Here is a 12,483-nt window from a genome sequence, read left to right on the forward strand (position 1 = left end):
GTTTTTTATTCGAGCCGCCATTGTCGCATGGCCGCAAGCGGGGGCAGCGCCGTACACACGTCGCGTGTGGGCCAATCCTGCTCGCCATTTTCGCGGAAATCCTTGGCCGCGAATTGCGTCTTAATCCACGGCCGATATCGGGTACATCCCACGCGCGCGTGCTGCAGACGCCCGCTTGCGGCGCATGGCGCAGCGTACAATCGCGAGCGTCGCCTTCAAGCCGTGCACCCGCGTGCCGAACGCCCCACTCATGAACGCATTCCCAGGCGCAGCAGGGCTGCGCGATCACTTCGAACGCATCGTCTTGCCGCAGTGGCGCGGCCCGGGCTTCAACGCCGCACTGCGCCTGCCCTACGAAGCGCTCGACGCAGCGGGCGCCGCGCCGCTGCCGGTTGTCCGCTACCGCGCGATGGCATGCGCCCGCCAGTTGTTCGTGTTCACGCAGGCGGGCGACGCCGCACACGCGCACACGCTGTTCGAAACGCTGCAACACTATTTCCACGACCGCGCGCGCGGCGGCTGGTTCTACAGCGTCGATCCGCACGGCGCGCCGCTCGACACCACCAAGGACCTCTACACGCACGCCTTCGTCGTGTTCGCATGCTCGGTCTACGGTCAGCGCTTCGGCGTCAACGCAGCACTCGACATTGCCCGCTCGACCTCCGCGCTGATCGTCGACCGCTTCGACGCCGGGAACGGTCTCTTCAATGCGTCGCTAGACGCGCCGTTTGCCGCTGTCACCGGCACGCCGCTGCAAAATCCGCTGATGCATCTCACCGAAGCCTGGCTCGCCGCCCGCGAAGCCACCGGCGACGCCGCTTTCGATACAGCGCTCACGCGGCTCGTCGAGGCCGTCGCGCGGACCTTCCTGCATGAGCCGACGGGCTGTATCGCCGAGTTGCCGGTCGGCGCGGCAGACAACCGGCTCGAACCCGGCCATCAATTCGAATGGTTCTGGCTTGCATCGTGCGCGTCGGAGCGACTGGGTGCGTCGGGGCTCGCCGAGGCGCTCATGCGCGCGTTCCGCTTCGCCGTCACGCACAGCGTGGACAGGGCGAGCGGCGCCGTGGCGGCAGCGCTCGACGAACAGGGCCGGGTTATCGACGCGACGCAGCGCATCTGGGCGCAAACCGAGTATCTGCGCGCCATCGCGACGCACGGCGATGCCGATGTGAACGCCACGTTACCCGCGCAGATCGGCCGCTTCGCAGAACGCTTCCTCACGCCGCAAGGGTGGGTGGAATGCCGGAGCGCGTCCGGCGACGTCGCGCGCGCCGACATGCCGTCGACGACGCCTTATCACCTGCTATCGGCTTATCTCGCGTTGCCGGTCTGAACCGCGGACGCGGCATGCGCAGTACGGCGCCCTTGCGCGCGGCGTGAGGCTCATCGCGAAGCCCGCGAGCGTGACTAACGCCATGAGGAAAAACGTGCCCGCCGTGCGCAGGAACGTCATGCGCGCGTGAATCGCAGTGCGCCAGTCGCGCCAATCTCGCCAACCGTTCAACCCGGACGCATCGCGGCTCGCCGCCGCGCTGAACTGCGCGAACCCCCGCAATTCGGCGACCCAGGCGTCCAGGTACGACTGCGTCGGCTGATCGAAAAATGCCCGGAGATCATGCGCGTCCAGATCCTGAACCAGTGCGCCCAGCGCACGGCGCAAGACCTGATAGCGCCGCGCAAGCGCCGCGACGTGGGCGCGGTCGGCCTCATCGGCGGGCGGCACGTCCACCAGCGCGGCGAATGAGCGGTCGGCAGCCGCGAGTTCCTCGCGGGCGTGCTCGATGACATCGCGCGGGGCGGCGTCGCCACCGGCCATGCGCGTGCCTGCGCGCGCCAGATTGCTGCGTGCATCTTCGAGGTGCCGGGTAGTTTCGTCAGCCGCGCTGGCCTGGTGCTGCGCGACGCGCGCAAGATCGTCCACGTCGTCGCGCGTGTGTGCGCATGCGCAGAAAGCCGGTCCTTGTGCCACGAGCGGCGGCACACAGAACAGGAAGAGCGCACACAACAGGCTGGCTGCGGCCTTGAGCTTGCCGGACATCTTTGAACACCTCGGGACGGAGAACGGGAAATCGTGTGGAGCGAAGCGTGTGACCGCTCGCAGCCAATCTGTGTTACGGCTGCGCAAACGTTTTCTTGAGCGACAAAACGGCCCAAAGCGCGGTCTGAAGCACAGGCCGCGATGCACCAAACCAGCGCACCAGGCCGTCGCGGAAACGGTGTACCCAACCTTCCGGCGATTTTCATCGGCAGCGCATAACCGCGCCGTTCGATTCACCTTGCGCCGCAGCGAAGCACTTCCTAGAGTGGTTAGGAAACCATGCGGGCGTGGGCCCCGCCGAGGAATCCGACGATGACTGATCTTGTGGATCGTGCGCGCGGTGCGTTGCACGCACAGCCGTTCAGCGTGCTGCTCGGCACCGAACTGACGCACATCGGGGCAGACGACCTGACGCTGCGGCTGCCGGTACGCGACGAGCTGAGGCAGCAGCATGGCTTCGTTCATGGCGGCGTGATCAGCTACCTCGCCGACAACGCGCTGACTTTCGCGGGCGCGCTCGCACTCGGGCCGCGCGTCGTGACGGGCGAATACAAGATCAATTATTTGCGCCCGGCGCTGAACGGCACGTTGCTGGCTCGCGCGAAGGTGGTCTACGCGGGACGCCAGCAGGCCACCTGCCAATGCAGCGTGTTCGTGATCGAGAACGGAGACGAGCGCCTCGTCGCGCTCGCGCAGGGGACGGTGAACCGGCTGTCCGAGCCGGCCACGCGCGGCGAGCCGGAGCCCGCCGGCTGAGCCGCTCAAACGCCGTGCGGGAAACGTGGAAAACGCAGGGTTCGCGGGGTTCTCGTGGTGAGCGGCCCCGCGAGTGATGACGAATCGCGGCGTTTGCGATGCACGCTTATTCGGCGGCGCGCGTGCGCTGGGTTTGCTCGCCGAGCCCCTCGATGCCGAGACGCACGGTCTGCCCAGGCTTCAGGAACACCGGCGACGGCTTGATGCCCATGCCGACGCCCGGCGGCGTGCCGGTGGAGATCACGTCGCCCGGCTGCAGGCTCATGCACTGCGACAGATACGACACGAGCTTCGCCACCGGGAAGATCATCGTGCGCGTGTTGCCGTTCTGATAACGATGGCCGTCCACTTCGAGCCACAAGCCGAGGTTCTGCGGATCGGGCACTTCGTCGCGCGTGACGAGCCACGGGCCGGTCGGGCCGAAGGTATCGAAGCCCTTGCCCTTGTCCCACTGCCCGGCGCGCTCGATCTGCCATTCGCGCTCTGAAACGTCGTTGACGATGCAGTAGCCCGCCACGTAATCGAGCGCGTACGCCTCATCCACGTACTTCGCGTGCCTGCCGATCACCACGCCCAGCTCGACCTCCCAGTCGGTCTTCTTCGAGCCGCGCGGAATTTCAATGTCGTCGTTCGGGCCGACGATCGCGCTGGTCCACTTGTTGAACACCACCGGCTCGGGCGGCACGGGCATGCCTGCTTCGGCGGCGTGATCCGCATAGTTCAGGCCGATGCACACCATCTTGCCGACATGGCCCACGCACGCGCCGATACGCGGATTGTCGCCAACGATGTGCAGCGTCCCGGGATCGATCGAGCGCAATTGCGCGAGGCCCGCGTCGGACAGCACGTCACCCGCGATATCGGACACCGCGCCCACGAGCGAGCGAATGCGGCCTTCGGCGTCGAGCATGCCGGGTTTCTCATGGCCTTTCGGCCCGTAGCGAAGCAGTTTCATTGCGTGTCTTTCCTCCGGTTCTCTTCGGTGCTCTTCCGTGCTGTCCAGGCGATGCGAGGCGCTGCGCCGCCCCTATGCTCAGTTCGCCCAGCCGCCGTCTATCACATGGGCCTGGCCGGTCGTGAACGACGATTCGTCCGAGGCGAGATAAAGTGCGAGCGCGGCAATCTCCTCCGGCTTGCCGATGCGCCCCATCGGCTGGCGCGCGACAAAAGCGGCGCGCGTCGCGTCGGCGCTCGTGCCCTGTTCGGAAGCTTGCGCGGCGATGCGTTCTTCAAGCGAGGGCGACGCCACCGTGCCCGGACAGATCGCATTGCAGCGGATGCCGCCCGTGACGAAATCGGCGGCGACCGACTTCGTCAACCCTATCACAGCCGCTTTCGACGCACCGTACACGCAGCGGTTGGGCACGCCCTTCACGCTCGACGCCGCCGACGACATATTGATGATCGAGCCGCGCCCCGCTTCGAGCATCGCGGGCAGGAACGCGCGGATCATCCGGTACATGGCCTTCGCGTTCAGGTCGAACGCAAAGTCCCAGTCCTCTTCGCTCGCTTCGAGAATCGAGCCTGCGTGCACGAAGCCCGCACAGTTGAACAGCACGTCGACGGCGCCGAGTTCGCGCGCGAGCGCAGCGATGGCCTGCGGGTCGCGCACGTCGAGACGCCGCGCTTCAACGGGCAGCGACGCGAGCGCATCGAGCCGGATATCGGTGGCAATCACGCGCGCACCTTCGCGTGCGAACAGTTCGGCGGTCGCAAAGCCGATGCCCTGCCCCGCCGCCGTAATCAAAGCCGTCTTGCCCGCCAGTCTTGGTGCCATCTGTCACTCCGGTTGGAATCGCCACCTCAAGCAGCCTCAAGCAGTCTCAAGCGGCCGCGTTCAGGGGATGAATGCTTCGTGTCGCTGGCCGCACGCACTCACAATCGATAAAACGCCGCCGCGTTCCCACCGAACACCGCATCGCGCTCGGCGTCCGTGAGCGGCGCGAGCAGACGCTGCGCGCACGCATGCCAGCGGTCATAGTCGCCGTTGAGGTTCAACACCGGCCAGTCGCTGCCCCACATCACACGCTGCGGGCCGAAAGCGGCCAGCACCTGTGCGATCCACGGGCGCAGCGTGGCGTCGCCCCAGCCCGGCGCGGCTTCGGTCGCGAGGCCCGAGAGCTTGCAGCACACCTGCGGATAGCGCGCGAGGCGCGCGAGCGCATCCGACCATGCGGACCAGCCCGCGTTGCCGTCGCGGAGCGGCGGCTTCGCGCTGTGGTCGATAACCACGCGCAGTGCGGGATGTTGCGCGAGAAACATTTCGAGTGCAGGAGCGTGGCGCGTGAAAATCAGCGCGTCGAATGCGAGGTCGTGCGCGATCAGCGCCTCAATTGCGCGCGACGTGTCGGCAGTGGCGATCCAGTCGTCGTCGGGCAGGTCCTGCAGCATCGGGCGCACGCCGCGGAATTTCGGCTCGCGTGCGAGATCGGCGATGAGATCCGGTGCGTCCCGATCGTCGAGCGGCACCCAGCCCACCACACCCGCAATCGAGGCATCGTTGCGTGCGAGAGCAAGCAGATAGCGAGTCTCCTCGACCGTCGGCGCAGCCTGCACGACTACCGTGCGCGTCACGCCGCAACGCGCGCGCAACGGCGCCAGATCGGCGGGAGCGAAGGTGCGGTACAGAGCGGGCATGGCGGGGGTGAGCCAGCCGTAGTCGCCGCGCGACGGATCCCAGTAGTGCTGGTGCGCGTCAATTTGCACCGCCGTGGCGCGCGTGCCAGATGTCGTCATGTCAGCACGCGGGCAGCGGTGCGCGCGAATCGATGAGGCCCTGTTCGCGCAGCGCGATCCACAGATCGGCGGGGATAGGCGTTTCGAACGACGCGACGTTCTCGCGTACTTCGGCCACGCTGCGCGCGCCGTTGAGCACCGTTGCGAGCGCGGGATGCGCATACGGAAACTGCAGCGCGGCGGCGGCGAGCGACACGCCGAACGTCGCGCACACGGCATCGAGCCGTGCGACGCGTTCGATTACCTCAGCCGGTGCATCGGCGTAGTTGAACTTGCGCTCGCCCTGCAATCCGTGCGCGAGAATCCCCGAATTGAACGCACCGCCGAGCAGAATGCTCACGTTACGCTCGACGCAGGCGGGCAGCAAATCGTCGAGCGGTGCTTGCTCAAGCAACGTATAGCGGCCCGCGAGCAACGCGCAGTCGATGTCGAATTCGCGCATCGCGTCGAGAATCACTTCGCGCTCGTTCACGCCGAGGCCCACGGCTTTAATAACGCCCGCCGCGCGCAATTCATCGAGCGCAAGGAATCCGCCGCCATCGGTCAATTGCTGCCAGTAGTGCGCGTGACGCTCGCCGTGCGTATAGCGGCCGATGTCGTGCACGAGCGCAATGTCGATGTCCACGATGCCAAGGCGCTGCTGGCTGTCCTCGAACGAGCGCAGGATGCCGCCATAGGTGTAGTCGTAGATGGCCTCGAACGGCAGGGGGTTCTGCCAGCCTTCGCTGCCGTCGTAGGCATGCACGCGCGGCACGAAGCGGCGGCCCACTTTGGTCGAAAGCACGTACTCGTTGCGCGGATAGCGCCTGAGCGCCGCGCCGAGACGATGCTCCGCTTTCGTATGGCCATAGTGCGGTGCAGTATCGAAGAAGCGCATGCCGGCTTCCCAGGCGGCATCGACGGTGGCCTGCGCCTCGTCTTCGGAGAGATCGCGATACAGGCCGCCGAGCGGCGCGGTGCCGAGGCCGAGTGCGGTCGCTTCAAGCGCCGTGCGTCCGATGCGCCGCCTGTGCGCCACCTGCGGATGTCGCTCCTGCACCATGCGCGTGTCTCCCGGTGAGTGTTCGCGACAGATTACGCCATGTACGGCGCGCGTCAATGCGGGGCAATCTCGACCAATGGTTTGAAGTCGATTGGAGTCCAGAACATGTCATCTCATCCGGTCGAGACAGGCAGCGCCGCATCCGTGTTCAGGCCCCACACGAGCCGCTTCAACCTCGTCGCGTTGCGGTTTTTTTGACTGGAACGTGCACGCACAAAACGATAGAATGGCGTCCCTCCAAATTTCCGGCGCGCCGTGTCCAATTCTCGGGACTTCTAGGGACAAGCGGCAGCCGCGCACGTACACCTCATGGCGAAACTTCTGAACGACCAGGAATTCCAGCGTTTTTCCGAGCTGCAACAAAAGCAGGCGAGCTTCACGATCACGAACGACGAGGCCGACGAACTGCGTGACATCGTTGCGCGCGCGCAGAAGAAGCGCGACGACCGCGCGAGCGCGATGAAGACAGCCGAAGAGGCGATCACGCAATTCGAAATCACGCCAGACGAACTGTTCTCGCCGGAGCAGATCGCCGAAGCCGCACGCAATTTCGGCCTGATTCCGGCCACGAAAAAAGAGCGCGTGCTGCCGCCCTCGCTCACGTTCAACGGCAAGACGCATCAGTGGACGCGCGCGCTGCCCGTGGAAATCCGCGAGCCGCTGTTCGAGGCGTTCCAGGGCGGGCAATCGGTCAAGGCCTTCATCGCGACGCCGAAGGACGCCACGCGCTGCGCGGCGACCATCGCACGGCTCGAAAAGGAAACCGGCGTGCAATACGCGCAGGTCTGGCTCGAAGAACTCTCGCTCACGCGCGGCCAGGTGGACGACGCACTCGCGAAGCTCGCCGCCTGACGCACGCACGCCGCCTGCCGCCTGGTTTCATCCCTTCGAACCAGGCCGCAGGCGCGGCGCATTGCATCAATCCAGCGGCATGCGAAAGCCTACTACACCGGGATCTTCGGTCGGCGTCACCGTGAAGCCGCAGGCGCGCGCAAGGCCGATCATCGGCGTGTTCTCGCGCAGCGCCTCGCCGAGGAGCCAGTGCGTGCCGCGCGAGCGTGCGTACGCGATGATCCGCTCCATCAACATGCGTCCCAAACCGTGGCCCTTGATGTTCGAGAGCACCGTCACCGCGAATTCCGCGGTTTCGTTGTCCGGATCGGAAACGGCACGCACCACGCCGAGCGTGCGCGGCTTGCCGTGCTCGTCTTTGACGGTCGCAATAAGCGCCATCTCGCGGTCGTAGTCGATCTGCGTCATGCGCGCAAGCTGTGAATGGTCGAAACTGCGGACCGCCGAAAAGAATCGCAGACGCAAATCGTCGGGTGTCATCGATTCGATCAGCGCGCGGTGCTGCTCCTCGTCTTCGGGGCGGATCGGCCGGATCGTGAGACGCTCGCCGCACCAGTCCAGCGTCTCTTCCAGGCGGCGCGGATACGGCATGATCGCGAAGCGGCTGCGCGTCGCGGCAAGCCGCAGGCGCGGCGCCACGACCAGTGTTTCCGCAGGCAACACCCGCAGCGTCAAGTCCATGCCGACGATCTCGCGAACGTCGCACGTCACCTGCGACAGCTCGGTGAGCGCGGTGAGCGTCGGCTCGGGCGAGTTCACGCGCTGCGCGTGCGGCGACTGCGTGACGATGTCGCGCCCCAGGACCGGATTGAGCGGCGGCAGCCCGTAGACGCGCAACGGCGGCGAAATGCCGTCCATTGACGGCGCAACGAAGTAAAAAACCGGGCCGAAGTTTTCGTCGTCGCGAAACTCCACCTTCACGTCGACCACGGGCGGCAGCGAATCCAGCGTGCCGCTTTGTCCCGGCGTCCAGGTCCGCAAGCCGAACAGCCCCAACAAACTCGCCGCCGCCTCGCCATCGAGTTCAGACTGCCCCGCGGCCAGCGCCGCGCGCGCCTGCGCCTGCGCCGCCTCGATCGCGTCCGCGCGCTGCGCGGGCGTGCCTTCGGGCGTCTGCATCAGCAGTTCGCGGGCAAGCCGGTAGTCAACCAGACGCGCGAATGCGCGCGCGAGCCGTCGTGGCGTCGTATGCACAGGGATGCCGTGCGCGTGCAGCGCGTCGCGCGTGGCGGCGTCGACGCCGCCGAAGAAGCACGCGAGCACCCCGCGATACGCCACGCGGTGATGCTCGATGAGCGTGCGCGCCACGGCCTCGACCGGCGCGCTGTGCGTCGGTGCGTGCACAACGAACACCGTGCCCGTCTTCGGATGCGGCCCGAGCGTGTCGAGCGCGAGCCCGAAATGCTCGGGCTTCGCCGTTTCGCCGAGCACCAGCGGATTACCCGCCTGCACCTGCGGCAGCGCCTTCTGCATCGCCGCGTACGCCTCATCGGTCCAGGCCGCGAGCGTGTCGCCCGCCGCGTTGAACGAGTCGCGCGCGAGTATCGCAACACCGCGGTCGCTCGTGATGAGCGTCGCCGTGTCGCTCGCAGCGACGCGGCCCACGCCGAGCGTTTCGATTTCGTCGAGCAGGTCGTCGAGCGTATCCACGCGCACCATGCCGGCGCGCCGGAACGCGGCGGAATAGAGCGCATCGCCCGGATCGTCGCGGCCACTGCGCAACACGAGCACCGGCTTGTTGCGCGCAGCCGCACGTGCCGCCGACATGAACTTGCGCGCCGAACGCACGGTATCGAGTTCGAGCAGGATTGCGCGCGTCGAAGGATCGCTTGCGAGGTAGTCGAGCACGTCGCCCGCATCGACGTCGGCTTCGTCGCCGAGCGTGATCACATGTGAAAAGCCGAGCCCTCGCGCATCGGCCCAGCGCAGCACGGCGTTGGTGAGCGCATTCGACTGCGAGACCCACGCCACGCCGCCTGGCCGCGCGAGCGACGCCGCCGCGCCGAGTTGAGCGTTGAGCGCGGGCGTGAGTACGCCGACGCTGCCCGGCCCGACGATACGCAACAGATGCGGGCGCGCGGCGGCCAATGCGTGGCGCAGGTCGGCGCGGTCTTCGTCGTTGCGCACCTCGCCGATGAGGATCGCCGCGCGCGTGCCCATGCCGCCAAGACGATGCACGAGCCCGGGCCATGTGGAGGGCCGCGTGCAGATCACGGCGACCGTGGGCGCAGTGGGCAGATCGCCTGCATCGGCCAGGACGGGGCGGCCGTCGAAGCTTTCCGAATCGTTCGCGTGGCGCGGATTGACGGCCCACAGCGGGCCGGTGAAACCGCCTTCGATCACGCGCCGCCACACCATCTCGCCGATGCTGTCGGGACGCCGCGAAGCGCCGATCACGGCGACGGATTTCGGCTGGAAGACCGCGTCGAGGTTGCGTACTGTCACAGATTCTCCTGAATCATCGGATGGATGGCATACGGAGTCAGGATAGGCTAATCGCCCCGACGGCGCGCAGATTTCGCGCAAGGGTGTGGCGGGTATGAAAGACGCGCAATCGTGTGCGCGGCGATGACGCGCGCTTGCGGGACCAGGCGAGGTAGAGAGGACTCTATCGCGTCGTTATTTGTGGCGCGATTTGTGATGGGATTCGTGACGCGAAGCTGCGTCCGATGACCGTGGAGCGTCGCTAGCAGTCGATGACTGTCTCGCGGTCCATCGGCAAGCAGAGCGGTTGTCCGGCGCTGCAACGCGCGGTGTTCACCGCGACCGAAACCGAATGGCTCGATCGCGTCGTTCCAGACCTGCGGATTGTGCCGATCGTGCCGATCGCCGCGCAGGTCCGGAAATTTTCATCAAATGGGATCGACCGGCAGCGCAGTCGGCGCGCTGACCGGCGCCTCGTCCTGCAGCGCGCGCAGCCAGCGCGTATGCGCCTCGCGCTCCGCGATCAGCAGCTGCGCGCGCCGCAGCGTCGTCGTCGCCGCCCACGCCCACGCCGCCACACTGCACAGCAGCATCGCCCACAGCATCACCGGCGCCATGCTCGCACCGCTCGCGCGGATCGTCGCTCCCTGGTGCAGCGTGTTCCACCACCTCACCGAGAAGTACATCACCGGCAGGTTCAGCGCCCCCAGCAGCGCCAGCACCGCGCACGCACGGTCCGCGCGCTGCGGATCGTCAATCGCCCCCTGCAGCGCCAGGTACCCCAGGAACAGCAGCAGCAGCAGCAACGAGGACGTCAGCCGCGCATCCCACGCCCACCACGTGCCCCACATCGGCTGGCCCCACAGCATCCCCGTCACCAGCGACAGCGCCGCGAACACCGCTCCCGTCGGCGCGAGCGCGTGCGCCAGCAGATGCGACATGCGCGTGCGCCACACCAGCCCCACGAAGCTCCAGAACGCCATCAGCGCGTAGGCGAACATCGCCACCCACGACGCCGGCACGTGCAGGTAGATGATGCGGTACGCGTCGCCCTGCACCGCGTCGGCCGGCGCCACCCCGAAGCCCAGGTACAGGCCGATGGCCGCCGTCACCAGCGCCACGACCCTCAGCGGACCCACCAGCGCGCGCGCCAGCGGCAGGAACCGCGCCGGCGCCGCAAACCAGAATACGTATCTCGACAGGTTCATGACTTCAACTCTCTATGCCAATGCGCACCGCACTGGCCGCAAGCCACGGACAGCACGCCAGCATCGCGCAGGCCGTACCGGCCAGCAAAGCCAGATGTGCCCCGGCAGGTTCGCCCAGCTGCGCGGCATGCACCGCCAGGCTTCCGAACACCAGCACTGGCGCGGCCAGCGGCAGCACCAGTCCGATCACCAGCATGCCGCCCTGGCGCAGCCCCGCCGAGAGCGCCGCCACCACCCCCACCAGCATCACCAGCACCGCGACGCCCGGCAGCAGCGCCAGCATCAGCACCCCCAGCGCCGCGCCGCTCAGGCCGTACTGCAGCGCGGCCACCGGCGCGAGCAGCAGCACCGGCACCACCGTCGCCACCCACTGCGCGGCGAGACGCGCCGCCACCAGCAGCACCAGCGGCACCCCGCACAGCGCCCACTGGTCCAGCCAGCCGCTGCGCAGATCGTCATGGAAGCAGCGCCAGCTCGCCACCAGCACGCACAGCAGCACCGCCACCCACAGCACCCCCGGCGCCAGCAGCGCCAGCGTCTCGGGCGTGGGCGACACCCCCAGCGCAGGCAGGCTCGCCACCGTGATGAAGAACAGCGCCTGCACCAGCAGGTCCACCGGACGCGCCATCACCAGCGCCCATTCGCGCCGCAGCACCGCATAGATCGCGCGGCTCCACGGTACGTTTTCTGCGCCCAGCGCGGCGCTGTCGTGCTTGCTGCCCACTTCGTCTCTCACTGCGGCAGGCCGGCTGGCCGCCACGGTTTCCGGTCGTGCACTCACACCACCTCCCTCAGCACGGCGCCGCCCTGCATACCACCCTTCGCACCACCCTTCAGATCCAGCACCCGGCACGCCGGGAACTCCGCCGGCAGCGCCTGGTGCGAGGTCAGCACGATCGCGCCGCCCCCGCGCAGATGCGCGTGCGCCAGCGCCGTGAGCCACGCGCAGCCCTGCGCGTCGAGCGCGTCGAACGGCTCGTCGAGCAGCAGCAGCGGGTGTGCCGTGAGTCGCAGCCGCGCCAGCGCGAGCTTGCGCCGCTGGCCCGCCGACAGATGCCGCACCGCCCGCTCGGGCACCCCCAGCTCCGCCATCAGCGCCGGCACCCGGCGCACCGCCTCGGCCCCGCCGCCATGCAGCTGCGCGAACATCTCCAGGTTGGTGCGCGCCGGCAGGTTCTCGGCCAGCCCGTCCTGATGACCCAGAAACGAGCACGCCCGCCCGCCGCGCTCCACCCGCCCCGCCAGCGGCGGGCGCAGCCCCGCGAGCGTGCGCAGCAGCGTGGTCTTGCCGCAGCCGTTGGGGCCGCGCAGATGCACCGCTTCGCCCGCGCCCACCGCAAACTCCAGCGGCCCCCACAGCCGCAGGCCGTTACGCTCGCCTACCAGGCCCGTCACGCTGAACATGATTGCTGTCTGAAGATGGT

The 12,483-nt window shown here is 67.6% G+C and carries 12 protein-coding genes; 3 read left to right on the top strand and 9 right to left on the bottom strand.

Features of this window, described 5'->3' with window-relative positions; genetic code table 11:
• The first annotated feature begins 250 nt into the window (after positions 1-250).
• Entirely contained in the window at positions 251-1,336 is a 1,086-nt protein-coding gene (locus ACFPTO_RS20635; protein WP_377714270.1) for an AGE family epimerase/isomerase, read from the top strand.
• Here the strand turns inward: ACFPTO_RS20635 and ACFPTO_RS20640 are convergent.
• Positions 1,307-2,041, bottom strand: a complete 735-nt coding sequence (locus ACFPTO_RS20640; protein WP_377714272.1) for a Tar ligand binding domain-containing protein — start codon at positions 2,039-2,041, stop codon at positions 1,307-1,309. The genes ACFPTO_RS20635 and ACFPTO_RS20640 overlap by 30 nt on opposite strands.
• Positions 2,042-2,353: 312 nt before the next feature.
• On the opposite strand from ACFPTO_RS20640, the gene ACFPTO_RS20645 reads away from it, so the two are divergent.
• Positions 2,354-2,797, top strand: a complete 444-nt coding sequence (locus ACFPTO_RS20645) for a PaaI family thioesterase (protein WP_377714274.1) — start codon at positions 2,354-2,356, stop codon at positions 2,795-2,797.
• A 106-nt stretch (positions 2,798-2,903) separates the two neighbouring features.
• Here the strand turns inward: ACFPTO_RS20645 and ACFPTO_RS20650 are convergent, their stop codons facing one another.
• The 4 genes from ACFPTO_RS20650 to ACFPTO_RS20665 all read right to left on the bottom strand — a co-directional run bounded on the left by ACFPTO_RS20650 (position 2,904) and on the right by ACFPTO_RS20665 (position 6,575).
• Positions 2,904-3,752, bottom strand: a complete 849-nt coding sequence (locus ACFPTO_RS20650; RefSeq protein ID WP_377714276.1) for an ureidoglycolate lyase — start codon at positions 3,750-3,752, stop codon at positions 2,904-2,906.
• Positions 3,753-3,830: 78 nt separating this feature from the next.
• Entirely contained in the window at positions 3,831-4,574 is a 744-nt protein-coding gene (locus ACFPTO_RS20655) for an SDR family oxidoreductase (protein ID WP_377714278.1), read from the bottom strand.
• A gap of 98 nt (positions 4,575-4,672) precedes the next feature.
• Entirely contained in the window at positions 4,673-5,503 is an 831-nt protein-coding gene (locus tag ACFPTO_RS20660) for an amidohydrolase family protein (RefSeq protein ID WP_377714387.1), read from the bottom strand.
• 31 nt (positions 5,504-5,534) lie between these two features.
• Positions 5,535-6,575 (bottom strand): aldo/keto reductase, encoded by a 1,041-nt coding sequence (locus tag ACFPTO_RS20665; RefSeq protein WP_377714280.1) that lies wholly within the window; start codon positions 6,573-6,575, stop codon positions 5,535-5,537.
• A gap of 309 nt (positions 6,576-6,884) precedes the next feature.
• Between ACFPTO_RS20665 and ACFPTO_RS20670 the strand changes: the two genes are divergently transcribed.
• A complete protein-coding gene (locus ACFPTO_RS20670; RefSeq protein WP_377714282.1) occupies positions 6,885-7,427 on the top strand; it encodes a hypothetical protein in 543 nt (180 codons plus the stop codon).
• Positions 7,428-7,493: 66 nt separating this feature from the next.
• On the opposite strand, the gene ACFPTO_RS20675 is transcribed toward ACFPTO_RS20670, so the two are convergent.
• The 4 genes from ACFPTO_RS20675 to ccmA all read right to left on the bottom strand — a co-directional run bounded on the left by ACFPTO_RS20675 (position 7,494) and on the right by ccmA (position 12,463).
• Positions 7,494-9,872: a bifunctional acetate--CoA ligase family protein/GNAT family N-acetyltransferase gene (locus tag ACFPTO_RS20675; protein WP_377714284.1), complete on the bottom strand. Its 2,379-nt coding sequence runs from the start codon at positions 9,870-9,872 to the stop codon at positions 7,494-7,496.
• A 407-nt stretch (positions 9,873-10,279) separates the two neighbouring features.
• Positions 10,280-11,059 (bottom strand): heme ABC transporter permease CcmC, encoded by a 780-nt coding sequence (gene ccmC / locus ACFPTO_RS20680; RefSeq protein WP_377714286.1) that lies wholly within the window; start codon positions 11,057-11,059, stop codon positions 10,280-10,282.
• Positions 11,060-11,063: 4 nt separating this feature from the next.
• On the bottom strand, positions 11,064-11,783 hold the full coding sequence (locus ACFPTO_RS20685) for a heme exporter protein CcmB (protein WP_377714288.1): 720 nt from the start codon (positions 11,781-11,783) through the stop codon (positions 11,064-11,066).
• Between the two features lie 53 nt (positions 11,784-11,836).
• Entirely contained in the window at positions 11,837-12,463 is a 627-nt protein-coding gene (gene ccmA / locus ACFPTO_RS20690; protein ID WP_377714290.1) for a heme ABC exporter ATP-binding protein CcmA, read from the bottom strand.
• Positions 12,464-12,483 lie beyond the last annotated feature (20 nt).

Source organism: Paraburkholderia denitrificans, assembly GCF_042655705.1.
GTDB classification, from domain to species: Bacteria; Pseudomonadota; Gammaproteobacteria; order Burkholderiales; family Burkholderiaceae; genus Paraburkholderia; species Paraburkholderia denitrificans.

Excerpts from the sequence above, each read along its gene's own strand:
- ACFPTO_RS20635 (WP_377714270.1), top strand. The coding sequence starts at position 251 with ATGAACGCATTCCCAGGCGCAGCAGGGCTGCGCGATCACTTCGAACGC.
- ACFPTO_RS20640 (WP_377714272.1), bottom strand. The coding sequence starts at position 2,041 with ATGTCCGGCAAGCTCAAGGCCGCAGCCAGCCTGTTGTGTGCGCTCTTC.
- ACFPTO_RS20645 (WP_377714274.1), top strand. The coding sequence starts at position 2,354 with ATGACTGATCTTGTGGATCGTGCGCGCGGTGCGTTGCACGCACAGCCG.
- ACFPTO_RS20650 (WP_377714276.1), bottom strand. The coding sequence starts at position 3,752 with ATGAAACTGCTTCGCTACGGGCCGAAAGGCCATGAGAAACCCGGCATG.
- ACFPTO_RS20655 (WP_377714278.1), bottom strand. The coding sequence starts at position 4,574 with ATGGCACCAAGACTGGCGGGCAAGACGGCTTTGATTACGGCGGCGGGG.
- ACFPTO_RS20665 (WP_377714280.1), bottom strand. The coding sequence starts at position 6,575 with ATGGTGCAGGAGCGACATCCGCAGGTGGCGCACAGGCGGCGCATCGGA.
- ACFPTO_RS20670 (WP_377714282.1), top strand. The coding sequence starts at position 6,885 with ATGGCGAAACTTCTGAACGACCAGGAATTCCAGCGTTTTTCCGAGCTG.
- ccmC (WP_377714286.1), bottom strand. The coding sequence starts at position 11,059 with ATGAACCTGTCGAGATACGTATTCTGGTTTGCGGCGCCGGCGCGGTTC.
- ccmA (WP_377714290.1), bottom strand. The coding sequence starts at position 12,463 with ATGTTCAGCGTGACGGGCCTGGTAGGCGAGCGTAACGGCCTGCGGCTG.